Source organism: Blastomonas sp. (assembly GCF_046294995.1).
Taxonomy (GTDB): domain Bacteria; phylum Pseudomonadota; class Alphaproteobacteria; order Sphingomonadales; family Sphingomonadaceae; genus Blastomonas.
On the sequence record NZ_JBKBOG010000006.1, the window covers coordinates 14,395 to 35,835 of the forward strand.

The 21,441-nt window shown below is 65.0% G+C and carries 25 protein-coding genes; 11 read left to right on the forward strand and 14 right to left on the reverse strand.

The genetic code is table 11. The features are described from left to right. The first annotated feature begins 101 nt into the window (after positions 1–101). Positions 102–944: an ATP-binding protein gene (locus ACK4R0_RS08940; RefSeq protein ID WP_409673652.1), complete on the forward strand. Its 843-nt coding sequence runs from the start codon at positions 102–104 to the stop codon at positions 942–944. 96 nt (positions 945–1,040) lie between these two features. Here ACK4R0_RS08940 and ACK4R0_RS08945 read toward each other — a convergent pair whose 3' ends face one another. The 13 genes from ACK4R0_RS08945 to flgB form a co-directional block, all read right to left on the reverse strand. Next, positions 1,041–2,018: a flagellar motor protein MotB gene (locus tag ACK4R0_RS08945; protein ID WP_409673330.1), complete on the reverse strand. Its 978-nt coding sequence runs from the start codon at positions 2,016–2,018 to the stop codon at positions 1,041–1,043. 3 nt (positions 2,019–2,021) lie between these two features. Then, positions 2,022–2,885: a flagellar motor stator protein MotA gene (gene motA / locus ACK4R0_RS08950; protein WP_409673333.1), complete on the reverse strand. Its 864-nt coding sequence runs from the start codon at positions 2,883–2,885 to the stop codon at positions 2,022–2,024. A gap of 136 nt (positions 2,886–3,021) precedes the next feature. Continuing rightward, positions 3,022–3,873 carry a flagellin gene (locus ACK4R0_RS08955; protein WP_409673336.1) on the reverse strand — a complete coding sequence of 284 codons (852 nt, stop codon included), beginning with the start codon at positions 3,871–3,873 and terminating at the stop codon, positions 3,022–3,024. Positions 3,874–3,892: 19 nt separating this feature from the next. Next, positions 3,893–5,224: a flagellar hook-associated protein FlgK gene (gene flgK / locus ACK4R0_RS08960; RefSeq protein ID WP_409673339.1), complete on the reverse strand. Its 1,332-nt coding sequence runs from the start codon at positions 5,222–5,224 to the stop codon at positions 3,893–3,895. Further along, positions 5,221–5,574 carry a rod-binding protein gene (locus ACK4R0_RS08965; RefSeq protein WP_409673654.1) on the reverse strand — a complete coding sequence of 118 codons (354 nt, stop codon included), beginning with the start codon at positions 5,572–5,574 and terminating at the stop codon, positions 5,221–5,223. Before ACK4R0_RS08965 ends, flgK begins: the two co-directional genes overlap by 4 nt. 5 nt (positions 5,575–5,579) lie before the next feature. Beyond that, positions 5,580–6,698, reverse strand: a complete 1,119-nt coding sequence (locus ACK4R0_RS08970; RefSeq protein ID WP_409673341.1) for a flagellar basal body P-ring protein FlgI — start codon at positions 6,696–6,698, stop codon at positions 5,580–5,582. 11 nt (positions 6,699–6,709) lie between these two features. Beyond that, complete coding sequence (locus ACK4R0_RS08975) at positions 6,710–7,378, reverse strand: flagellar basal body L-ring protein FlgH (RefSeq protein WP_409673655.1); 669 nt, start codon at positions 7,376–7,378, stop codon at positions 6,710–6,712. Positions 7,379–7,538: 160 nt separating this feature from the next. Beyond that, positions 7,539–8,330 carry a flagellar basal-body rod protein FlgG gene (gene flgG, locus ACK4R0_RS08980; protein WP_409673345.1) on the reverse strand — a complete coding sequence of 264 codons (792 nt, stop codon included), beginning with the start codon at positions 8,328–8,330 and terminating at the stop codon, positions 7,539–7,541. Between the two features lie 21 nt (positions 8,331–8,351). Then, positions 8,352–9,095: a flagellar basal body rod protein FlgF gene (locus tag ACK4R0_RS08985; protein ID WP_409673348.1), complete on the reverse strand. Its 744-nt coding sequence runs from the start codon at positions 9,093–9,095 to the stop codon at positions 8,352–8,354. A gap of 49 nt (positions 9,096–9,144) precedes the next feature. Then, the gene (locus tag ACK4R0_RS08990; RefSeq protein ID WP_409673351.1) at positions 9,145–9,975 is read right to left on the reverse strand and encodes a flagellar hook-basal body complex protein; all 831 of its coding nucleotides are present in this window, start codon (positions 9,973–9,975) and stop codon (positions 9,145–9,147) included. Between the two features lie 95 nt (positions 9,976–10,070). Continuing rightward, positions 10,071–10,724, reverse strand: a complete 654-nt coding sequence (locus ACK4R0_RS08995) for a flagellar hook assembly protein FlgD (protein ID WP_409673353.1) — start codon at positions 10,722–10,724, stop codon at positions 10,071–10,073. Continuing rightward, a complete protein-coding gene (gene flgC, locus ACK4R0_RS09000; RefSeq protein ID WP_409673657.1) occupies positions 10,721–11,113 on the reverse strand; it encodes a flagellar basal body rod protein FlgC in 393 nt (130 codons plus the stop codon). Before flgC ends, ACK4R0_RS08995 begins: the two co-directional genes overlap by 4 nt. A 15-nt stretch (positions 11,114–11,128) precedes the next feature. Beyond that, positions 11,129–11,479: a flagellar basal body rod protein FlgB gene (flgB, locus tag ACK4R0_RS09005; protein WP_409673356.1), complete on the reverse strand. Its 351-nt coding sequence runs from the start codon at positions 11,477–11,479 to the stop codon at positions 11,129–11,131. A gap of 244 nt (positions 11,480–11,723) precedes the next feature. Here flgB and ACK4R0_RS09010 point away from each other — a divergent pair, with 244 nt between their 5' ends. The 8 genes from ACK4R0_RS09010 (at position 11,724) to ACK4R0_RS09045 (ending at position 18,313) form a co-directional block, all read left to right on the forward strand. After that, positions 11,724–12,425 carry a MotA/TolQ/ExbB proton channel family protein gene (locus tag ACK4R0_RS09010; RefSeq protein ID WP_409673359.1) on the forward strand — a complete coding sequence of 234 codons (702 nt, stop codon included), beginning with the start codon at positions 11,724–11,726 and terminating at the stop codon, positions 12,423–12,425. Next, a complete protein-coding gene (locus ACK4R0_RS09015) occupies positions 12,422–12,904 on the forward strand; it encodes a flagellar motor protein (protein ID WP_409673361.1) in 483 nt (160 codons plus the stop codon). The genes ACK4R0_RS09010 and ACK4R0_RS09015 overlap by 4 nt, the downstream gene beginning before the upstream one ends. A 126-nt stretch (positions 12,905–13,030) precedes the next feature. Continuing rightward, positions 13,031–13,522 (forward strand): flagellar protein, encoded by a 492-nt coding sequence (locus tag ACK4R0_RS09020; RefSeq protein WP_409673365.1) that lies wholly within the window; start codon positions 13,031–13,033, stop codon positions 13,520–13,522. A gap of 132 nt (positions 13,523–13,654) precedes the next feature. After that, positions 13,655–13,942, forward strand: a complete 288-nt coding sequence (gene flgM / locus ACK4R0_RS09025) for a flagellar biosynthesis anti-sigma factor FlgM (RefSeq protein WP_409673368.1) — start codon at positions 13,655–13,657, stop codon at positions 13,940–13,942. Then, the gene (locus ACK4R0_RS09030; protein WP_409673371.1) at positions 13,942–14,247 is read left to right on the forward strand and encodes a hypothetical protein; all 306 of its coding nucleotides are present in this window, start codon (positions 13,942–13,944) and stop codon (positions 14,245–14,247) included. Before flgM ends, ACK4R0_RS09030 begins: the two co-directional genes overlap by 1 nt. Before the next feature lie 372 nt (positions 14,248–14,619). Further along, positions 14,620–15,414: a lytic transglycosylase domain-containing protein gene (locus ACK4R0_RS09035; protein ID WP_409673373.1), complete on the forward strand. Its 795-nt coding sequence runs from the start codon at positions 14,620–14,622 to the stop codon at positions 15,412–15,414. Between the two features lie 5 nt (positions 15,415–15,419). Further along, entirely contained in the window at positions 15,420–17,543 is a 2,124-nt protein-coding gene (gene flhA / locus ACK4R0_RS09040) for a flagellar biosynthesis protein FlhA (RefSeq protein WP_409673376.1), read from the forward strand. 44 nt (positions 17,544–17,587) lie between these two features. Further along, positions 17,588–18,313, forward strand: a complete 726-nt coding sequence (locus tag ACK4R0_RS09045) for a sigma-70 family RNA polymerase sigma factor (protein ID WP_409673379.1) — start codon at positions 17,588–17,590, stop codon at positions 18,311–18,313. A 276-nt stretch (positions 18,314–18,589) separates the two neighbouring features. Here the strand turns inward: ACK4R0_RS09045 and ACK4R0_RS09050 are convergent, their stop codons facing one another. Continuing rightward, positions 18,590–19,405 carry a flagellin gene (locus ACK4R0_RS09050; protein WP_409673382.1) on the reverse strand — a complete coding sequence of 272 codons (816 nt, stop codon included), beginning with the start codon at positions 19,403–19,405 and terminating at the stop codon, positions 18,590–18,592. Between the two features lie 370 nt (positions 19,406–19,775). On the opposite strand from ACK4R0_RS09050, the gene ACK4R0_RS09055 reads away from it, so the two are divergent. Then, the gene (locus tag ACK4R0_RS09055; protein WP_409673384.1) at positions 19,776–21,074 is read left to right on the forward strand and encodes a sigma-54 interaction domain-containing protein; all 1,299 of its coding nucleotides are present in this window, start codon (positions 19,776–19,778) and stop codon (positions 21,072–21,074) included. A gap of 22 nt (positions 21,075–21,096) precedes the next feature. Then, positions 21,097–21,438, forward strand: coding sequence for a flagellar hook-basal body complex protein FliE (gene fliE, locus ACK4R0_RS09060; RefSeq protein ID WP_409673387.1), 342 nt, complete (start codon positions 21,097–21,099; stop codon positions 21,436–21,438). Positions 21,439–21,441: the final 3 nt, after the last annotated feature.

Sequence of the window (21,441 nt, forward strand, 5' to 3'; positions counted from 1 at the left end):
ACCCGTTTGTCCCGAGCGAAGTCGAGGGACGCATGCGCAACCGGTAGCGAGCACGTCCCTCGACTTCGCTCGGGAACTCGGAAAGGTCAGCTTGACAGATGATGGGTGACCCTATCGACCCCGCCGACCCCCTCGCCCGCATCGCCGCTGCGCTCGAGCGCATGGCCCCGCCGTTGCTGCCGCCGACCGACTGGAGCGCAGCCCCTGCCTATGTCTGGAGCGGTGCAACCGTTCTGGCAGTGGCCGACCTGCAGGCGATCGCGCTCGACCGGCTTGTCGGCATCGATGCGCAAAAGGCGAGTTTCACCGAGAACGTCCGGCGTCATGCTGCAGGCCTCCCAGCGCACGATACACTGCTATGGGGTGCGCGCGGCATGGGCAAGTCGGCTTTGGTCAAGGCCGCAGTCGCCGCGCAGCAAGCCAGCGGCGCGCCGACCGCGCTCGTGCAGGCGGGCGGCGGACCTGAGGCGCTGACCACCCTGCCAGCCCTGTTCGACCAGCTCGGCGGGATCGACCGGCGGTTTGTCGTGTTCATCGACGATATCGGGTTCGATGGTCCCGAGGCGAGCAGCGCGGCACGCCCGCTGCGTTCGCTGCTCGAGGGCGGCGCGATGGCGCGGCCTGGCAATGTCCGTCTTGCCGTCACATCCAACCGCCGCGCGATCGTAGAGCGGAACATGAACGACCAGGACGACCCGATCAACCCGCGCGATGCGATCGACGACCGGATGGCGCTGGCCGACCGCTTCGGGCTCAGCCTCGGTTTCCACGCCTGCGACCAGGACACGTATCTGGCGATGATCGAAGGCTATGCGCAGGCGCACGGTCTCGCCTTCGACGCCGAAGACGCACTGCTCTGGGCGCGCCAACGCGGCGCCCGCTCGGGCCGCATCGCCTGGCACTATGTCGTCGAACTGGCAGGGCGCGCAGGGAAAGTGGTTTAGCGCGCAATATGCGTTTTCCGGCGAAAGCCGGAATCCAGAGCGGCAACAGCGCAACATCGCTTATGGACTCGGGCTTTCGCCGGAGAACGGGCAGCCCTACTTCTTGGGCACTGGCACCGGAACCGGCCTGGTCGGCAGGGCAGGTGCGGACGATCCGCCCGAGCTTCCGGGCAGCGGTGCGCCCGATGCACCAGGCGCACCCGCCGTGCCGCCGGTGAACGCGAGCGTGATCGACATGCGGCGGTTGGCGGGGTCGTTGCGGTCCTGCGGGTTGAACGGTTCGTTGTCGGCCACGCCTTCGATACGCGCGACCTGGCCCGGATTGATCCCGCCAAAGACCAGCGCCTTGCGGGTCGCCTCGGCCCGCGCGGTCGACAGCATCCAGTTGTTCATCGTCTTGCCCGAGGCATAAGGCAGCGCATCGGTGTGGCCGCGGATGATCACCGGATTGGGCATATCGTTGATCACCTGGGCAACCTCGCGCAGCAGTTCGGCCGCCTTGGGAACAAGCGTATCGGTCGACAGCGCGAACATGCTGAAATCGGCTTCATCGACCAGATCGATCCGCAACCCTTCGCGCGTGTCGGTAAAGCGCACGTTCTTTATCAGCTTCTGCAGATCCTTGCGCGCCGCGAGCCGCTGTTCGATCTCTTTCTTGAGCTGCTGGAACTGCGCCTGCTGGGCGCTGCGGTTGGCCTTGCCCTTGTCGTCATTGGTACCGGTGGCATCCTGCGGCACGGTGATGGCACGGGTGCCCGTCTGCGAGGCGCGCGTGGCATAATTGTCGCGGGCGACGATCGATTCGCCGCCGAACAGGCCGTTGGTGCCCGCGCTGCCGTTCTTGAGCTGGACCATCGTCGGCGCAAAATAGTCGGCGATCGCCTTGCGGTCCTTCTCTTCGGTGGCGCCAAGCAGCCACATCAGCAGGAAGAACGCCATCATCGCGGTCACGAAGTCGGCATAGGCCACCTTCCATGCGCCGCCGTGATGGCCGCCATGGGCCTCCTGGATGATCTTCTTGACGATGATCGGGCGGACGTTCTCGACCGGATCGGGCTTGCGCTTGGCAGCCATGGCTCAGCGACCCCGCATGCCGTCGAACACGTCGGCGAACGACGGCTGGTTGGCGTGGCCCAGGCTCGAGCGTGCGGCCTCGATCACCAGCGGCTGCGGGTGGCCGTGCAACGATGCGATGATGATCTGCTTGGCGACGTGATACATCGCGCCGTCGGCATCAATTACCTGGCGGCAGCGGTTGGCGAGCGGGCCGACCAGGCCGTAAGCCAGGAAAATCCCCAGAAACGTGCCGACCAGCGCCGAGCCGATCATCTCGCCCAGGATCGCCGGCGGCTTGTCGATCGAGCCCATCGTCTTGACGATTCCCAGAACCGCCGCGACGATGCCCAAGGCGGGCAATGCATCGGCAAGGTTCTGCAGGCCATCAGCAGGCGCGATGGCTTCATGATGGTGGGTCTTGATCGCCTGATCGACTACGTCCTCGACCGCGTGCGGATCGAGCTGGCCCGACGAGACGACGACCAGCCGCAGCGAGTCGCAGATCAGGTGGATCAGGGTGCTGTCCTTGAGCAGGGTCGGATATTCGGAGAACACCGGCGAGCTTGCCGGGTCCTCGATATGCGGCTCGAGCGCCACCGGGCCTTCGGTGCGCAGCATCTTCATCAGCTTGGACACCAGGAAGATGCAGTCGAGAAAATCCTGCTTCTTGTACTTCGAACCCTTGAACGCGGTCATGACGCCACCGCCGATGGCCTTGATGTGCGCCCCGGAGTTGCCGATGAGCAGCGAGCCTGCCGCCGCCCCGCCGATGATCATCATTTCCAGCGGCAGCGCATGAAGGATCACCCCCATGCTGCCCCCGGCGATGATGAAACCACCGAACACCATGGCAATCAGAACGACAAAGCCGATAGCAGCGAACATGGCGTATCCCTCGATCCGATAAATCGCGGCACAAAAAGCGGCGCGATGGGGCCGCAAACCGGCCCGGTCAGATCGTAGAACGGCTTTAGTCGTGCGTGGTTAAGGGCAAAACAGGGTTAATAAATAAGGATTTTTATTAACGAAGATAATCGAACAGGGTCTGCTGCGCGATCTTGCCGTAGACGGCCTGGGTCGCCTGAAGATTGATCATCAGCGATTGCAGGCGGGTCAGCGCTTCGGCGACGTTGGCATCGGACAGTTCCGATTTTCGCCCTGCGAGCGACAGTCTGCTCTGATCCAGCTGGTCGCGGGTGGATTCGAGCGTCGAACGGACCACGCCCTGCCGCGTCAGCAGCTGGGTCATGCGGTTGAGTGCGGAGTCGAGCGCGTCGAGCTGGGCGCCGCGGCTGGTGCCATCGCCATTGCGGATCGCCTCGGCGGTCGCGGCCATGATGTCGTCGAGCGTCGCGGTGGCGCCGCCGCCGATCGGTATGCCTTCTTGCACCGCATCCATGTTGGGCGAGGCGACCGTCATCCGGCCATCGCTGATCGGGATCCGGATCGGCGGACCGCTGCCGAACAGCGGGCCGCCATAATTGTCGCGCTGACCCAGGGCATCGCGGAAGTCGGAGGCAAGGCCTTCCATTTCGATCGCCATCGCTTCCGGGTCGGTGGGCGAAACGGTGCCGGTGTTGGCCTGCAGCAGAAGTTCGCGGGCGCGGATAAGGCCGTTGACCACAGCGTTCAGGCTGGCTTCGGCCTGGCTCGCACGGGTTTCCGCGCGGCCCAGATTCTGCGTCCAGGCCGCTTCGTCGGACTGGAACCGCGAGATCGAGGCCACTTCCAGCCACGCCTTGGGGTCGTCGGAGGGACGGGCGACACGGCTTTCGCCACCCACCAGCGCCTGCTGCTTGGCAATCAGCTGGCTCAATTGCAGCTGCTGCGACACCGCTTCAGGCGCGCGATAGCGATTTATCGACTGGACCATATCACGTCATCCCGCTCGTTCAGAATATCGACAAGATCGACTGCAGCGTTTCGCGCGCAATCTGGATGACCCGCGCCGATGCCTCATAGGCCTGTTGCAGGCGGATCAGGTCGGCGGCTTCGCGGTCGAGCTCGACCATCGATACAGAATTGCGCTGTGCCCGCGTGCTGGTGTCCAGCGCGGCAGCGGCTGCAGATTCGCTGCGGATCGAGGCCAGCGCCGTGGCGTGACCGGCCATGAAATTGTTCCAGCGTGTTTCCACGCCGTCGGCGGTGCGCATCGCCGGCAGGGTCAGCAGGTTGCCGTTGGGCGTGCCGTCGGCAGTGGCCAGGGCAAGATCGCCGATTGCCGCCGTCGTCACCGCCATGGTCGAAATCCCGCCGGTCATCGTCAGCAGCGGGGCTCCGGCAGCGCCGGCATCGGTGACGCCATTGGCGTTCCACGCATTGACATCATCGACAAACTGGCGCGCGAGCGCTTCCAGCTCCGCCGATCGGGCCGTGGCGGTGGCGCTTGCCCGGCTCAGCCCGGCGAGCGACCCATTGCTGGGCGAGCGTGCCGCATTGCCGTTGACCAGCACCCCAAGACTGCCATCGGCATTGGTCGCAAGGGTCACGGTCGCGGCAAAGTTCACGGTGGCCAGCGTCTGGCCATCATAGGTGACGGTCGCGGTGCCGTTGCCCGCCAGCGTCACCGTGGCGTCGAGCTTTTCGGTAATCACCGCGAGCATCGCATCGCGCGAATCGAGCAGGCCTGCATGCGCATCGCTGCCGACCGGCGTCCGCGTGATGTTGAGATTGAGCTCGTTTAGGTTCTGCAGCGCTGAATTGAGCGTCAGTGCTTCCAGATTGGCAGTCTGGGCGATCTGCTCGGACGTCAGTTGCAGATTGCGCGCGGTGCGGCCGAACGAATCGACCACCGCTTCCATCCCGCTCAGGAAGGTCAGCCGAAGGGCTTCGTCAAAGGGAGCCGCCGCCAGCTCCTCGCCGCGACTGAAAAAGCTGTTGAGCCGGGTGCCGACATTGGATCCGGCGTTATTGAGATTGGTTTCGATCCGCTCCATCCAGCTGACCTGGGTCTCGGTGCGGACGCGCGAGGCTCCGGTCTGGCGGACCTGGCTCTCGAGAAACTCGTCGGAGGCGCGCGTGACGCTGACGACCCTTACCCCGTTCAGCCCGGTATGGGAGCTGTACAGGGGGTTGAGCTTGCCTGAAACGGTTGCATCGCCCAGCAGCGTCGAGCGGCGGACGTAATCGGGGTTCTCCGCGTTCGCAATGTTGTGCGACACGGTTTCCATCGACCGGGCATAGGCCATCAGGCCCGAACGGCCAATGCTCAACAGGTCGCTCATGGCGTATCCACCCCGAATTGCTTGAGCACCATTTCGGCGATGCCGAAGCTCTGCTTGCCCGCCATGTCATCGGCGAGACGCGAATCCATCATGTCGCGGAACTGGTCGCCCGCGTCCGATCCCAGCAGCGTGTCGCCCTTGGTCGCGCTGCGCATCGATCCGATCATCTGGCGAAGGAAGATCGCCTCGAAGGCTTCTGCGGCCTTGCGAAACTCGGCCTTCTGCGCCTCGGTCTTGCCGCCGGTCGCCGCAGCATCGGTGACGGCTGCGGCAGCCGTGCTCGCTGCGGGCTTGCCCAGCGGCAGCACGGCGCTGGCACGCGCCATCGGGAACGCCGAGGAGGCGGGCATCACGGTCACAGGATCACCAGCTCGGCCTTGAGGGCGCCGGCCTGCTTCAGGGCCTCGAGGATCGCCGCCAGATCGCTGGGCGATGCACCGATGGCATTGATGGTCTCGACAATCTCCGACAAGTTGGCACCTTTTCTGATCTCGAACGCCGGGTTGGTCTCTTCCTCGATCGCCAACTGGCTGCGCTGTTCGACAGCCGTCTGGCCCTGGCTGAACGGCGCAGGCTGGACGACGGTCGGGGCTTCCTGCACCTTCACGGTCAGCTTGCCATGGCTCACTGCCGCAGGGCCGATCCGCACCGCTCCGTTGATAACGACCGTTCCGGTGCGCGCGTTAACAATTACTTTCGCTGCGGCCTCTGCCGGAGTGACGCCGATGTTCTCGATCCGGGACATCATCATCACCCGTTCCTGCGCGGTGACGGGGGCAGCGATCCGCACCGAGACGGCATCGTTGGCCACGGCGATCGCATAACCGAACTGGCTGTTGATCGCATCGGCGACCCGCATCGCGGTGGTAAGGTCGGCGTCGGCCAGGTTGAACATCAGATACGGGGTCTGCTCGAAACCGGTGTCGACCGCGCGTTCGATCGTCGCGCCCGCAGCGATCCGGCCGACCGAGGGGATGTTGACCACCGTGCTCGATCCGTCGGCGCCGCTAACACCCAGGCCGCCGACGGCAAGGTTGCCCTGCGCCATAGCATAGATCTGTCCGTCTGCGCCGAGCAGCGGCATCATGATCAGGGTGCCGCCGCGCAGCGACTTGGCGCGGCCCAGCGCCGAGACCGTCACGTCGAGCCGCTGGCCGGGCTTGGCCATCGGCGGCAGTTCTGCGGTGACCAGCACGGCGGCGGCATTGCGGGTTGCAGGGTTGATGCCCGGCGGCAGCGACAGGCCGAAACGGTTGGTGACGCCGCGCATGGCGAGCGTGGCATATTCCAGATTGTCATCGCCGGTGCCCGCAAGCCCCACGACAATGCCATAGCCGGTCAGCTGGTTGGCGCGCAGGCCCTGGAATGCGCCCAGATCCTTGATCCGTTCGGCCTGGGCAGGCTGCATCGCCGCCAGCAGCATAAGGGCAAACGCCGCACATGCGCGCAACAGGATGGGAAGCGGGTGGGTCATATCTCGGGCCTTCAAAACGGACTGACGATTTCGAAGAAGCGCTGCAGCCAGCCCTTCTGGCTCGCACGCGCGATCTCACCGGTGCCGCCGTAGATGATCTGGGCATTGGCGACGCGCGACGAGGCGATGATGTTTTCCGGGCCGATATCGACCGCGCGGACGATACCGCTGAAGCGGATGTGCTCCGAGCCGCGGTTGAGGCTGATCAGCTTTTCGCCGCGCACCAGCATGGTGCCGTTGGGATAGACCTCGGCGATGGTGACGGTGACCTGGCCCTGCAGCGAGTTCGACTGCTGCGCGGTGCCGGTGCCCTGGAAGCTGGTGTTGCCGCCCATGCTGACGTCGCTGGGGTTGAAGAAGCTCAACGGGCCGGTGACCGGAGGCGTCAGGCCGATGCTGCCGTTGCGATCGGTGTTGGCGCCGTTCGATTTGACCGCCTGGGTGCGTTCGACCAGCGCGATGGTCAGCACGTCGCCGACCATGCCGGCGCGCGCGCCGTTGGTCAGCGCCGAATAGCCGTTGCTGGCCTGAAAGATCGCGCCATTGGGCACCGCCGGCGCCGCATGCGGCATCGACAGCGTCGGCGCATAATCGGGATCGGGCTGGATCGGCTGCCGCTTCTTCTTGGCGTAGGCGGGGGAAGCGGAAATCACCAGTGACAGCGCGATGGCCGCCACCAGTCCTCCCCTGCAAGGGGAGGTGGCAGTGCGTAGCACTGACGGAGGGGTGTCGCCGGTGCGAGGGGGTGACACCCCTCCACCACGCTGCTGCGCAGCGCGGTCCCCCTCTCCTTGCAGGGGAGGATTTTGTGCGGCGATGGGTGCAAAAGTCATTTAATGATCAACCCATCTGCTGGTTGGCGAACTGGAGCATTTCGTCGGTGGCCGAGATCATCTTGGAGTTGACCTCATAGGCGCGCTGGGTCTCGATCATGTCGACCAGCTCCTCGACGATGTTGACGTTCGATCCCTCGAGCGAACCCTGGCGGATCGCGCCGCGGCCCTCGAGCCCGCCGGCACCGATCACCGGGGCACCGCTGGACAGCGTTTCGCCCAGCAGGTTGTTGCCCAGCGACTTGAGGCCGGCCGAGTTGACGAAGCTGGCGATCTCGATCTGGCCGAGCTCGCTGGGCTCGGTCTGGCCTGCCAGCGTTGCCGAGACCGTGCCGTCGGCACCGATGGTGATGCCGGTGACGCCCTCGGGAACCTGGATGTTGGGGACCAAAGGCAGGCCTTCAGGGGTCACGATCTGGCCCTCGGCGGTCAGGTTGAAGTTGCCTGCGCGGGTATAGGCGTTGGTGCCATCGGGCATCTCGACCTGGAAATAGCCGTTGCCCTCGATCATCATGTCGAGTGCGTTGTTGGTGATCTGGGCGGTGCCCTGTGTATCGATGCGGCTGGTGCCCGCGACCCGGACGCCGGTGCCGACCGACAGGCCGGTGGCGTACTGGTTCTGCGCATCGGCCTTGGCCCCGGCAGCGATCTGCTGCTGGTAGGCGAGCGTCTCGAAGTTCGCACGGTCGCGCTTGAATCCGGTGGTGTTCACGTTCGCCAGGTTGTTGGCGATGACGCGCATCTTGGTGTTCTGTGCGTCCAACCCGGTGCGGGCGACCTGAAGGGCTCCGTTGCTCATCTTATTCTACTCCGTTCCGGTTCAATTGGGCAGCCGCATGATGCTGGCCCCGCCGTCGTCCATTTCCTGCGCGGTGGTCAGCATCTTGACCTGGGTTTCCCAGGCGCGGCTGGCCTCGATCATGTCGACCAGCGACTGGGTCATGTTGACGTTCGACCCTTCGAGCGCGCCGGTGGTTACGCTGGCATCGGGGTCCTCGGGCAGGGCGCCGTCGCCGGGCACGCGAAACAGGTTGTCGCGGCCTTTCTTGATCTCGCTGCCCTGCGGGCTGACCAGCTTCAGCCGGCCCGCCTCGATCGGCTGGGCAGGATCGCCGCCGACCGGCACGATCGAGATCGCGCCGTTCGCCGCGATCGTGATTTTGTCGGCTGGAGGCAGCGTGATCGGGCCGTTCTGGCCCAGCACCGGATGGCCGTCGCCCGTGGTCAGCAGACCACTGTCGTTGAGCACCAGGTCGCCGCGCCGCGTATAGGCTTCGGCGCCATCGGGGGCCTGTACCGCGAGCAGCGCATCGCCGTTCATCGCGACATCCAGCGTGCCGCCGGTGGTCTTGACGGTACCGCCGTTCATGTCCGCGCCGATAACCGCCTCGCTGGTCGAGGCGCGGCTGTCGAGCCCGGCACCCTGGATGTAGAGCGCGCGGGCGTTGACGATCTCGGCACGAAAGCCGGTGGTGTCGGCGTTCGCCATGTTGTTGGCGATCGCCGTCTGCCGGCTCATGATGCCCTGCATGGCCTTCAGGTTGGTGTGGATCATCTTGTCCATGTCAGGGCACCGTGGTTGTTGGGTTCAAGGTCAATCTATCGGCCTGTCATCAGGACCGCAGGTTGACGATGGCCTGGGTCATGTTGTTGGCGGTTTCGATCGCCTTGGCGTTCGCCTGGAAGTTGCGCTGCGCCGCGATCAGTCCGACCAGCTCTTCGGTCAGGTCGATGTTGGCCGCCTCCAGCGTGCCCGAGCGGACGGTGCCCAGCGGGCCGTTGCCGGCCTGGTTGATCAGCGCGCCGCCCGAAACCCCGGTGGCCTGCCAGTGCGAATCGCCGATCGGGCGCAAGCCTTCGACCGCGGCAAAGCTGGCCATGGCGATGGCGCCGACGCGGGCCTGGCTGCCGTTCGAGTAGGTCGCGGTGACCACGCCGTCATCGGCGACGGTGATGTTGGACAGCACCGCATTGGGATCGTTGGGGTCGGTTTCGGGCAGCACGAAGTCGAACATGTCGGCTGCAGACGTGGAGGTTATCTGGCCGGCGGCGTTGACCGGCAGCAGCTGCACCTTGTTGCCGGTCGCATCGACGACCTCGCGGTCGACGTTGACCGCGAACGCGCCGTTGCGCGTATACGTCTCTGCCTCGCGCGGGGGCTGGCCCTTGACCACGAAGAAGCCGTCGCCTGCGACCGCCAGATCGAGCGTGCGACCCGTCGAGTTGAGCGAGCCCTGCGTGAACTGCTGGACGATGCCGTTGAGGCGCACGCCCTGGCCGGCGACCGCCTTGGTGTTCTGTGTGGGCGCCGAGGCGAACAGGTCGCCAAACTCGGCGCGGCTCTTCTTGAAGCCGATCGAGTTGCTGTTGGCGATGTTGTTGGAAACGACCGAAAGATCGGTCTGGGCCGCTTTCAGGCCGCTCAGCGAGGTGACGAAGGACATTGGGCTTACTCCTCAGTAAAACTTGGGTCAGTGAAACTTTGGTCGGTGGAACTTTGGTCGGTGAAACTGGGTCGGGTGGGTGGACGCGATCGGGGTCAGCCGATGCGCTTGACGCTGGCGGCAGAGACGTTGCCCGCCGGGGTCACCAGCATCGCTTCGGCGCCGGTGCTGCTCGATTCGACCGCCATCACCGGCAGCCAGACGGAAAGCGTGGAAGGGGCAGCGCCGGTGATCCGGGCGGTGAGCGGTCCCACATCGACCGGGTTGCCGGCCTCGTCCTGGCTGATCAGCTCGAAGGGAACCTTGCCCGCATCGAGCTTGCCCAGCTGCTGGGTGTGGACGACCTCGCCTGCGGTGTTGAGCCATTCGACCGACACGTTGTCCGCGCCGGTCGCCAGGGTGAATTCGCCGCGATAACGGCCTTGTGCGTCGGCATAGGCGGTATCGCCGCCCTGCAGCACCGAGCGGCCGATGAAATTGGCGGCCTCCGACAGGCGCGATGTGCTGAATCCACCGGCGATCTGCTTGAGCGATGCGTTCATCTCGGAAATGCCCGCGACCTGGCTGAACTGCGCCATCTGTCCGACCATCGCCTGGTTGTCGACCGGATCGAACGGATCCTGGTACTTCAGCTGAGCGGTCATCAGCTTGAGGAACGCGGCCTGGCCCAGCGAATCCTGGCTGTTCTTGGCGGCCACGTCCTTGCTGGCCATCTGCGTGGTGGCAAAATCGCCGGTAATCGTGGTCATTTGCCCATCCTTACGGTATCGAGGATCAGCGACTTTGCGGTCTGCATCACCTGCACGTTGTTCTGGTATTGCCGGGCGGTCTCCAGCATATCGATCAGCTCGGCGGTCTCGTCGACGCCCGCATCCCAGACATAGCCTTCGCCGTCGGCCAGCGGATTGGTCGGGTCATGCCGCTTGACCGGCTTGATGTCCGACTGGACCACCCTCTCGACCGACACGGTGGCGACGCCGGGGCGCTCTTCGATGGTCTTGAACACCGGCTTGATCGCGCGATACGCCTCGGCCTCGCTCGCATAAGTGGTGCGCGCGTTGGCAAGGTTGGATGCGGTGGTGTTGAGCCGCGAAAGCTGTGCCGACATCGCGCGTCCCGAGATGTCGAAGATGTTCATCGGACCGGGCATCGCTTATTCTCCCTTGATCGCGCGGGTCAGCGTCGAGACGCGGCCCTCGAGGAAGGACAATGTGGTCGAATAGCCGATGGCGTTTTCGGCGAAGAGCGTCTGCTCGGTGTTGAGCTCCACCGTGTTGCCGTCCATCGAGGGCTGCAGAGGAACGCGATAGCCCGCGTTCTCGCCGAGCGCGGCGTTCAGGCTGTCGCCACCCTGGACGCGCTGCATCGCCTTGTCGAAATCAAGGTCGCGTGCCTTGTACCCGGGCGTCGCGGCATTGGCGATGTTCGATGCCAGCATCGACAGCCGCTGCGATCGCAGCTGCAGCGCCGTGCCGTGCATTCCGAAAATCCTGTCTGCCCCCATGGGACCATTCCTCTTAACCTGTGGCTGCACCTGCCGTCATAAGCGATGGACAGAATGCGTCGCTTCGAAGGTAAGCAATGCCCGTGCCATTTCGCTGAAAACCCCGGTTTTCCGGCATTCATGGCAGGTCGGGCAGTGACCCGGGCATGCGGATTGAGGGCGGGGCGGCAAGCTTCTGCCGGTCGGGCGGCAACATCTTGCCGCTGCAGGCCGTGCAGGGGCATCGCGCAATACAGGACAGACCATGACGATTGCCGCCTTTTTCGATCCGCTGGCGCTGGCCGGTGTTGCAGGCGGAAGCTTTGCCGTCGCCTGGGTCCAGAATGGCAGCGCCGCAGCGCTCAGCGGCCTGTCGGCGCTGCGCCGCGAACTGTGGATGAAGACGCAGGACCAGGCCGACGAGGGCCACCGCGCCGTCCTGCGCATCGAACACACCGTCGAAAGCCGTGGCATCAGCTGCGCCGACCGGGTCAAGGCGGGCGGCGCATTTGTCTCCGCCGCCGCCGATGCCATGGCCAACAACCGTTCGCTCGACGGCTTTCAGGCGGCGATGCTGCGGCTGGGCACGCAGCGCCGCGCGCGACTGACCGCGATGGTGCGTTTCTGGGAGAACGTTGCCGATTGCGCACCGGCGATGGGCATGCTCGGCACGGTCATCGGCCTCATCCTGCTGTTCGGCAATGTCTCGGACGCAGCTTCGATCGGCCGCGCGATGGCAGTCGCCTTGCTGACCACCTTATACGGGCTGGTGCTCGCCAACCTGATCGCGGGCCCGATCGCGCAGCGGCTGGCGCGGATCGCGGGCGAGCAGATCGGCTGGGAAGAGGATGCTGCTCGGCGTCTCATCGATATCGGCCGCCGCGAATATCCCGACATCACGCCAAGCGGCCTTTATGTCGCCACCGAAGAGCCGCGCGCCGTGCGGGCGCCCGTGCTCCCCTCATGACGCCTGCGCAACGCACCACAGTGTCGTTTCTCGACCTTGCCCTGATCATGACCGGGGTGATGGCGCTGATCGCCAGTGTCGGCAATCGTCATCCTGCCGTGGCAGAGGCGCTGGCGGACAGCTTCGGCACCCAGCAGCAGGCAACCACTCGGCGCATCGACCTTCCGCTCGCCCAATTGTTCGAACCGCATGAAGCGCGGCTGACCCCCCAGGGAACGGCCCGGCTCGCCGCGCTGGGCCAGAAGGCCGACCTCGCCGAAATCGGCATCAAGGTGCCGGTGGTAGCGGCAGGCGGCGCATCCCGGCTGGACCGGTGGGAGCTGGCCGCTGCCCGCACCGCCGCGATCATGCGGGTGCTGTCTGATCAGGGCATTGCCGACAATGCGATGCTGCCCGACCTGGCACGCCCCGGCTCCGGTTCGGACGCGCCGGCGCGCAATGTCACGCTGACCGTCCGCATGCCCCCGGCGCTGGATTAGCCCTATTCTGGCACGGACCTTGCTGTGATTGTCCCGACAGTCACCAAAGGACCGCTTATGTTTGTTCCCAGGATCACGCTCGCCGCTCTGGCTCTGGCCCCCGCTATCGCAGCGCCGGCGCCCGCTATGGCCCAGGCCCTTGCTCAGGGGATGCAGAACCTCACCGAAATCGACATTCTGGTCGCAGCAACGATGGGCGCCGAAGTCGGCCAGCCCGGTGGCGCGCGCGCTCTGGTCGATCGTCGGTTGAAATTGAAGGCTTGCCCGGTCGCGCTCGAAATCACCGGGCCCGATATGGGGGCCGCCGCAGTGCGCTGCCCGACCTTGGGCTGGCGCATCCGCGTGCCGCTGGACCTGGCCGCGGCGCCGACACAGGCTGCCGCCCCCCGCGCGCCGCAACCGCGCGGCGCTATGGCCGCCTTGGGCGAGGACGCGGTCAAACGTGGCGAACCGATCCTGCTGTCGGTCGATCGGCCGATGTTTTCGCTCTCGCGCGTCATGATCGCCGACAAGGATGGCCGGGTCGGCGAGGTCATCCCGGTGCGCGACGACCCCAAGGGCAGGCCGATCTTCGTGCGGATCATCGAACCAGGGCGTGCCACCATCCTTGGGAACTGACCGGAATTGGTAACCCTGCCGTTCACCATTGTCGGCAGAACCGCATTAACCTTTTGTCAAAAATTCGCCTTAAGCAATCCAGGCCAGGGCCGTTAAAGGACGTAAGTCATGCTAGAACGAGGTCTTTATTCCATGTCCCGCATAACAGCATATGGCAGCCCGGCGATCGGCGCGACCCGCAAGAGCGCGGCGACCGACAAGGCCGTCGAGGCGACCGCCACATCCGCCGCTTCGGACAACGCCGTCCGCAACGCGCCCGCCACCACCAGCTTCGCGCAGATGGCAGCCGCCACCGCGCCGATCGACGAGGGTCGCGTCGCCGCGATCCGTGATGCGCTCGCCAATGGCAGCTATGTCATCGATGCCGAAAAGCTTGCGGCCAAGATGATCGAACTCGACCTCGGCGTAGTTGCCAACTGATGCAGGCCGATCTGCTTGAGCGCTTCGCCGACACGCAAAGCGCGCTGATTGCAGCCCTGGACGCAGGCGATACCGCAGCGATGATCGCGCACACCCGCGATCTTGGCGGCATCACCGATGCGCTGCGCAATCAGGGCGTGCTGCGCGCCGATACCAGCACCCGCAGCCAGCTCGACCGGCTGATGAAGTTCAACACCGCTGCCGCCCAGCGCCTGCGCTTCCTGCGCGATCATGTCGATCGCCGGGTTGCGGAGATCCAGGGCAGCGAAGCGGCTGCAACCTACCGGGCGCCCGCGCGGCGCTGAATATCAGAGACAATGTGGGGCAAGCCCTCCATCCCTCGCGGGATGGAGGGCTTTTTTGTATTGGGCCTCTCCCCCTCCCGCTCGCGGGAGGGGAGAAGGTCGCGCCTATCCGCCTCTCCCTTGATGGGAGAGGCAGCGAGACTTGGCAGCTCGCTGTCTTAGTCGCGGCGGTGAGGGTGATGGTGCGGCTGGGTGCTGATCGCGCGTTGTCGAAAACAACCACAATCCGGAGAGATCACCCCCACCCAACCCTCCCCCATCAAGGGGGAGGGCTATTTGCGCCTCCCCTTTACCCGATCGCCACGCCACCCCCCAAAAACTGGCACAGCTCTTGCTGATACCCTCTCCAGTACCCCTCTGGAGAGCAGCGCTTTGTCCTCGTATCTTGGCAGTGTCGACAACACCGGTGATCGCGTTACCCGCGCGATTGCTGCGTCTGCGCGCCGGACGGGGATGGATTTCGGCTATCTGATGGGCCAGGCGCGGATCGAGAGCGGGATGAACCCCGATGCCAAGGCATCGACCTCGTCCGCCACCGGCCTGTATCAGTTCATCGACCAGAGCTGGCTCGGCGTCGTCGAAAAGCACGGCGCAAAGCACGGGCTCGACTGGGCGGCCGATGCCATCCAGCGCGACGGCAAGGGCCGCTTGCGGGTCAGCGACCCCGAAACCCGGCAGGCGATCCTGGCGCTGCGCAAGAACCCCGAAGTCGCAGCCTTGATGGCGGGCGAATTCGCCTCCGACAACCGCCAGTATCTCGAAGGCTCGCTGGGCCGCCAGGCCGCGCCGGTCGACCTGTATCTCGCGCATTTCCTAGGCCCCGAGGGCGCACGCCAGTTCCTCGCCGCGCACGATGCCAATCCCGATGCCGCAGCCGCGCCGCAGTTCGGCCGCGCGGCACAGGCCAACCGCAACATCTTCTACGACCGCGCAGGCAACCCGCGCAGCTTCGCCGATATCCGCAGCCGCTTTGCCGACAAGCTCGGCGGAGCGGCAAGCACCGGCGGCAGCCGGTTGCCGCGCGATGGCAATGCGCTGCCGCAGGTGCAGCCTGCCGATTACGTCCGGCTCGCCAGCGCGCGCGCCGCCCGACCTGATGCCGCCTCGCTGGGCGGAAACGACAATGCGCGGCTGGCTTACATGCTGCTCGCATCGATGGGAGCCTGAACTTCATGACACCTGCGTCCAACGCACCCGGCAGCAAACTCGGTGGCATCCTTGCGATGTCGCGCGGCGCGATCCTGCCGCTGACCACGCTGCTGCTGGTGGTGTTCCTGATCCTGCCGGTGCCCGCGCTGGTGCTCGACATCGGGTTCATCTTCAACATCATGATCAGCCTTGCCGTGCTGATGGTGGCGTTGAACGTCACCAAGCCGCTCGATTTCTCGAGCTTCCCCACCGTGCTGCTGTTCGCCACGCTGCTTCGGCTCGGCCTCAACGTCGCCTCGACCCGCGTCGTGCTGGTCAACGGACACGAAGGCGGCGCGGCTGCGGGCCATGTCATCGAGGCGTTCGGCAGCCTGCTGATCGGCGGCGACTATATCGTCGGCATCTTCGTGTTCGCGATCCTGATGATCATCAACCTCGTCGTGATCACCAAGGGCGCGGGCCGCGTCTCGGAAGTCTCGGCGCGCTTCACCCTCGATGCGATGCCCGGCAAACAGATGGCAATCGACGCCGATCTCAATGCCGGCCTGATGACCCCCGACGAAGCCAAGGCCCGCCGGGTCGAGGTCGCCACCGAAGCGGATTTCTACGGATCGATGGACGGTGCGTCCAAGTTCGTGAAGGGCGATGCGGTCGCGGGCGTGCTGATCCTGGTGGTCAACATCATCGGCGGCATCATCCTGGGGATGGTCAGCCACGGCCTGTCGATCAGCGAGGCTGCGTCCAATTACACCATGCTCGCCATCGGTGATGCGCTGGTCGCGCAGGTGCCTGCCCTGCTGCTGTCGATTGCCGCCGCTTCGATCGTCACCCGGGTGAATTCGCCTTTTGATCTTTCGGGCCAGATTTCGGGCCAGTTCGGCATTGCCAAGGCATGGGTTCCGGTCGCCGCGATCCTCGGCGTGATGGGCATGCTGCCTGGAATGCCGCACATGATCATCCTGCCCGCTGCGGCCGTTGCCGGGTTTATCGCGTGGAAGCTGTCGCGCCCCAAGCCGCCGGTGGTCGAGGAAGTCGCGCCTGCCGCGCCCGAAAACCCCAACGCCATCGAGTGGCAGGACGTGTCCGATGGCGCGATGCTGGGCATCGATGTCGGCTATGGCCTGGTGCCTTTGGTCGACGAGCGCCGCGATGCGCCGCTGATGCGCCGCGTCACCGGCATCCGCAAGCAGATCTCCAAGGAGCTGGGCTTCGTCATTCCCCTGGTGCGGATCAAGGACGACATGAGCCTGCCCGCCAACAGCTATCGCATCACCATCGGCGGCACCATCGTTGCCGAAGACGAAATCTGGCCCGACGATCTGCTCGCGCTCGACAGCGGCGATATCGACACGCCGATCGCGGGCCGCGCCTGCAAGGATCCGACCTTCGGCATGGATGCGGTGTGGATTTCGGCCGACATGCGCGCCGATGCGATCGTTGCCGGCTACACCGTGGTCGACGCCTCGACCGTGATGGCGACGCATCTCAACCAGATGGTCCGCCTCAACGCGGCACAATTGTTCGGCATGGACGAGACCAAGAAGCTGCTCGAAACGCTCAAGGAAAGCTCGCCCGAACTGGTCGACGGCCTCACCCCGCAGCCGTTCTCGCTGTTCACCATCTCCGCCGTCTGCCGCGAACTGCTGCGCGAGGGCGTTCCGTTGCGCGATTTCCGCCGGATCTGCTCGGCGATGGTCGAGGCAGCGGGCGAGGGCAACACCGTGGCGCAGATCGTCGAAAGCGTCCGCCAGCGGATCGGGTCGATCATCATCCAGTCTCTGGTGCCGGTGAACCTGCCGCTGCCCGTGGTGACGCTCGATGCCGAGCTCGAAACCCTGCTCGCCCAGTCGCTGCGCGTGTCGGGCGATGCCGCCTTCCCGATCGAACCGGGGCTGGCGCAGCGCATCCTGGGTGCAATCGAACAGGCGGCGCGTCCGCTGATGATCGAACAGCGCAACTACGCATTGGTCACCTCGCCGCTGGCGCGCAAGCCGCTCGCCGATCTGCTGCGGCCGCGCTTCCCCGATACCCCGGTGCTCTCGTTCCGCGAGCTGCCCGACGACAAGCCGGTCGAGGTGGTGGCCACGGTTGGCGGGCATGCGCAGCAACGCGCGCCCCAGGCCGAACACTCCTTCTCGCGCGGCTGAGCTGATGCCGCAGCCCGACATTCTCATGAAGCTGGACACATAACATGCAGCAACTTCCCATCGAGACGATCACTTATGGCCGCAAGCCCGCCGCGATTGCGCCGGGCAAGCTGATCGAGGCGCATCTGCCGCTGGTCCGCAAGCTCGCCTGGCACGTCCGCGGCATGGCGCCCGGCGTGATCGAGATCGAGGACCTGATCCAGATCGGCATGGTCACCCTGGTCGAAGCAGCGAACCATTACGAGGATCGCGGCCATGGCTTTGCCACCTATGCCAGCATGCGCATCCGCGGCGCGCTGATCGATCACCTGCGCTCGAACAGCAACATGTGCAGGTCGGCGATGGATTTCCGCAAGAAGCTGCGCCGCGCGCACGAGAAGCTCGTCCGCCATCTCGGCCGTAACCCGACCGAGGCCGAAGTCGCCGCCGAGATGGGCATGGACGCGGCCGAATACCGCATGCGCTCCGATGCCGCGCAGGACGTTCGCTTCGAATCGATGGACGAGGTCTATTCCGAACACTCGATGTGGTTTGCCGACAGCGAGGATTCCGCCGAGACGCGGATGGAAGCCGACAACCTCAAGCAGTTGCTCAACGCCAGCATCGGCACGCTCAAGGAGCGTGAACAGCTGATCCTGCAGCTGCATTATATCGAGGAAATGAACCTCGACGAGATCGGCCTGATCCTGGGGATCACGGCGGCACGCGTCTGCCAGATCAAGAAAGGCGCGCTGGAAAAGCTGCGCAAGCGCCTGGCGAGTTCGCGGTAACCTAGCAGCTCTCTCCCCTTCAGGGGAGAGAAGCGAGACTTGGCAGCTTGCTGCCTAGTCGCAGCAGAGAGGGGCTGAGCGCAGCGCGTTCCCCTCTCCCAACCCTCTCCCCTGAAGGGGAGAGGGCTTTAAACCCTCACCCACAAACACGAAAAACCCCCCTCCCGTTGCGGGGAAGAGGGTTGATCGAGAATTCGAAAGGCGCCGGCCGATGAGTTGTCGTGAATAACCGGTGCGGAGCCTTAACGGTTCAGTATGGGTCTGGTTCCCGACCGATTAACGGATCAGGCTCAGAACGCCCTGCTGGCTCTGGTTCGCCTGGGCGAGCATCGCGGTCGATGCCTGGCTCAGGATCTGCGACTTGGCGAGCTGGGTCGATTCTTCCGAGAAGTCGGCGTCCTGGATGCGCGAGCGCGATTCCGACAGGTTGGTGACGCGGTTGACCAGGCTCGAGACGGTTGCCTGCAGACGGTTCTGCGAAGCACCCAGAGTTGCCTGGGCCGTCGTGATCGTGTCGAGAGCGGTGTCGAGCAGACCAAGCGCCGTGTCGGCACCGGTAGCGTCGCTGATGTCGACGGCATCGACGCCCAGATCGGCAGCGAGCATGCTGGTCAGCGTGATGTCGACGGTTTCACCCGAGGACGATCCCGTCTGGATCGAAACGGTGGTGTTGGTGCCTTCGAGCAGCTTCACGCCGTTGAAATCGGTGCGGTTGGCAACGTCGTCGATCTGCGCAAGCAGTTCGCCAACTTCTGCCTGCAGGTTGACGCGGTCGCTGTCCTGCAGCGTGCCCGAAGCCGACTGAACCGACAGTTCACGCATACGCTGCAGCATGTTGACGATTTCGTTCATGCCGCCTTCTGCGGTCTGCGCCAGCGAGATGCCGTCGTTGGCATTGCGCACAGCCTGGTTCAGGCCGCGGATCTGCGAGGTCATGCGGGTGGCGATGGCGTTGCCGGCGGCATCGTCCGAAGCCGAGTTGATACGCTTGCCGGTCGAGAGACGGTCGATTGCCTTCGAGAGGCTCTGTTCTGCTTTGGTCGAGGCATAAGAAGCACGCATCGCCGCGACGTTGGTTCCGATAACAGTCATCTGTTGTTCCTTTCAGTTCTTAAATCGGGGCGGCTCGGTCCCACCAAAGCGGCCTCAAAAGCGTTAACGGTGCCCGGCAGGGGGGATTAAGAAAAAAATCGAACCGGAAAATTTCGTTGGGGGGAGGGGGGAAGGCGCACCTGTCAATTCGTCGCGCTCGTCCCGAGCGGGTGTCAAAAATCCGTCACCGGTTCCTTGACTGCAGGCGTCAATAAATTGGCGGATGGGGGTAACCTCTTATTATAGAGGCATCTCAAGGCCCCGTGGTCTCGGCACTTATTTTTTTTGGCACAGCTCTTGCTCTGATCAGTCCTGCGGGGCTCTTCTTTAACGGCGGTCCCCGCGATCCATTAAGTCGGGGGACTGAAATATGATCGAATGCACACTCAGCCAGGCCGTTCGCACGAACCTGCCGATGCTGGAAAGCTGGCTCAAGTCGGCCTGGATCAATCCGGTTGCCACCGCGACCGCCCCAGGCACCGCCAAGGTGCTGATGGCGCAGGAGATCGGCTCGGCCAGCCATCGTGACATTCTTGTCGACCTCATCGACGGCGCACCGCAGCTGGTGCGCGCCGCCAACGGTCTTCCCGCCCGCATCGCTTTCGGCTTCGACGACATGCCGCTCGGCCTGGCGCTGATCGCCGAGCTGCTCCGCGCTGGACGCGGCCCTGCCGTCGGCGAGCCTGCGATGACCAAGCTCATGGGCTATGCCGCCCGCATCGCGCGCAGCGAGGCTGCCGTGCTGATCCAGGGCGAAACCGGCACCGGCAAGGAGGGCATGGCCCGGCTGGTGCATGACCAGAGCCCCCGCGCCAAGGGTCCCTTCATCGCGGTCAACTGCGCAGCTCTCCCCGAAACCATGGTGGAAGCCATTCTGTTCGGCCACAAAAAGGGTGCCTTCACCGGTGCTTCGGCCGATGGCGAAGGCCTGTTCCGCGCTGCCGACGGCGGCACCCTGTTCCTCGACGAGATCACCGAGCTGCCACTGGCGCTGCAGGCCAAGTTGCTGCGCGCGCTGCAGGAAGGCGAAGTTCTGCCCGTCGGCGAGACCCGTTCGGTCAAGGTCGATGTCCGCATCGTCACCGCCGCCAACCGCGATGCCGCCGATCTGGTGGCTGCGGGCGAATTTCGCGAGGACCTTTACTGGCGCCTCAACGTGATGCCGATCGCGCTGCCGCGTCTTGCCGATCGCCGTCAGGATATCCGCGCCATCGCCGCCGCGATGCTGCTTCGCATGCAGAACGATGCCAGCGATTTCGCGTGGCTTAGCGCCGAGGCGCTCGAAACGCTGCAGGCGCACAGCTGGCCGGGCAACGCCCGCGAGCTGGGCAACGTGCTCCAGCGCGCACTGGTGCTGCGCGATGGCGACGCGATCGAAGCCGAAGACCTGGGCCTTGCCCCCGCACGCCTGTTCGCCGCGCCCGCTGCAGCGCCTGCGCCTGCCTCCTTTGGTCCCCGCGCCGATCCCGTGCCTGCCGCCGGGACGGTTAAGCTGATGCGCGCGGGCGATCTGCACAGCCTGTCGCGCGCTGTCGAGCACGATGCGATCCAGCAGGCGCTCGACGAGAATGGCGGCAACCGCCGCGAGACCGCCCGCATGCTGGGCATCTCCGAACGCACCCTGCGCTACCGCCTCGCCAATATGCGCGAGCTGGCCGCCGCAGCGTGACCGGGCCTGAGGGAACCAAGCCATGAGCAATATCAGCAGTTCGATCATGGCAGCGCGCAACGCCATTCTGCAACAGAACAGCGCGCTGCAGCAGCTGTCCAAGAAATCCCCGATGCTGGGCACCGATGCGACCGAGGCCAAGCCCGATGGCTTTGCCGGAACGCTCAAGACCGCGCTCGACCAGGTCAACCAGGTCCAGCACACATCGGCGGAAGCGGCGACATCGTACGAAATGGGCCAGACCACCGACATAGCTGCGGTGATGATGGCCAAGCAGAAGGCGTCGATCGGTTTCGAAGCGACCCTTCAGGTCCGTAACAAATTGCTGTCCGCGTATCAGGACATCATGAACATGCCGGTATAATCC

What these genes read in the sequence shown, in the direction of transcription:
- ACK4R0_RS08940 (WP_409673652.1), top strand. Translation starts at nt 102, where the DNA reads ATGGGTGACCCTATCGACCCCGCCGACCCCCTCGCCCGCATCGCCGCT.
- ACK4R0_RS08945 (WP_409673330.1), bottom strand. Translation starts at nt 2,018, where the DNA reads ATGGCTGCCAAGCGCAAGCCCGATCCGGTCGAGAACGTCCGCCCGATC.
- motA (WP_409673333.1), bottom strand. Translation starts at nt 2,885, where the DNA reads ATGTTCGCTGCTATCGGCTTTGTCGTTCTGATTGCCATGGTGTTCGGT.
- ACK4R0_RS08955 (WP_409673336.1), bottom strand. Translation starts at nt 3,873, where the DNA reads ATGGTCCAGTCGATAAATCGCTATCGCGCGCCTGAAGCGGTGTCGCAG.
- flgK (WP_409673339.1), bottom strand. Translation starts at nt 5,224, where the DNA reads ATGAGCGACCTGTTGAGCATTGGCCGTTCGGGCCTGATGGCCTATGCC.
- ACK4R0_RS08965 (WP_409673654.1), bottom strand. Translation starts at nt 5,574, where the DNA reads ATGCCCGCCTCCTCGGCGTTCCCGATGGCGCGTGCCAGCGCCGTGCTG.
- ACK4R0_RS08970 (WP_409673341.1), bottom strand. Translation starts at nt 6,698, where the DNA reads ATGACCCACCCGCTTCCCATCCTGTTGCGCGCATGTGCGGCGTTTGCC.
- flgG (WP_409673345.1), bottom strand. Translation starts at nt 8,330, where the DNA reads ATGAGCAACGGAGCCCTTCAGGTCGCCCGCACCGGGTTGGACGCACAG.
- ACK4R0_RS08985 (WP_409673348.1), bottom strand. Translation starts at nt 9,095, where the DNA reads ATGGACAAGATGATCCACACCAACCTGAAGGCCATGCAGGGCATCATG.
- ACK4R0_RS08990 (WP_409673351.1), bottom strand. Translation starts at nt 9,975, where the DNA reads ATGTCCTTCGTCACCTCGCTGAGCGGCCTGAAAGCGGCCCAGACCGAT.
- ACK4R0_RS08995 (WP_409673353.1), bottom strand. Translation starts at nt 10,724, where the DNA reads ATGACCACGATTACCGGCGATTTTGCCACCACGCAGATGGCCAGCAAG.
- flgC (WP_409673657.1), bottom strand. Translation starts at nt 11,113, where the DNA reads ATGAACATCTTCGACATCTCGGGACGCGCGATGTCGGCACAGCTTTCG.
- flgB (WP_409673356.1), bottom strand. Translation starts at nt 11,479, where the DNA reads ATGGGGGCAGACAGGATTTTCGGAATGCACGGCACGGCGCTGCAGCTG.
- ACK4R0_RS09010 (WP_409673359.1), top strand. Translation starts at nt 11,724, where the DNA reads ATGACGATTGCCGCCTTTTTCGATCCGCTGGCGCTGGCCGGTGTTGCA.
- ACK4R0_RS09015 (WP_409673361.1), top strand. Translation starts at nt 12,422, where the DNA reads ATGACGCCTGCGCAACGCACCACAGTGTCGTTTCTCGACCTTGCCCTG.
- ACK4R0_RS09020 (WP_409673365.1), top strand. Translation starts at nt 13,031, where the DNA reads ATGGCCCAGGCCCTTGCTCAGGGGATGCAGAACCTCACCGAAATCGAC.
- flgM (WP_409673368.1), top strand. Translation starts at nt 13,655, where the DNA reads ATGTCCCGCATAACAGCATATGGCAGCCCGGCGATCGGCGCGACCCGC.
- ACK4R0_RS09030 (WP_409673371.1), top strand. Translation starts at nt 13,942, where the DNA reads ATGCAGGCCGATCTGCTTGAGCGCTTCGCCGACACGCAAAGCGCGCTG.
- flhA (WP_409673376.1), top strand. Translation starts at nt 15,420, where the DNA reads ATGACACCTGCGTCCAACGCACCCGGCAGCAAACTCGGTGGCATCCTT.
- ACK4R0_RS09045 (WP_409673379.1), top strand. Translation starts at nt 17,588, where the DNA reads ATGCAGCAACTTCCCATCGAGACGATCACTTATGGCCGCAAGCCCGCC.
- ACK4R0_RS09050 (WP_409673382.1), bottom strand. Translation starts at nt 19,405, where the DNA reads ATGACTGTTATCGGAACCAACGTCGCGGCGATGCGTGCTTCTTATGCC.
- ACK4R0_RS09055 (WP_409673384.1), top strand. Translation starts at nt 19,776, where the DNA reads ATGATCGAATGCACACTCAGCCAGGCCGTTCGCACGAACCTGCCGATG.
- fliE (WP_409673387.1), top strand. Translation starts at nt 21,097, where the DNA reads ATGAGCAATATCAGCAGTTCGATCATGGCAGCGCGCAACGCCATTCTG.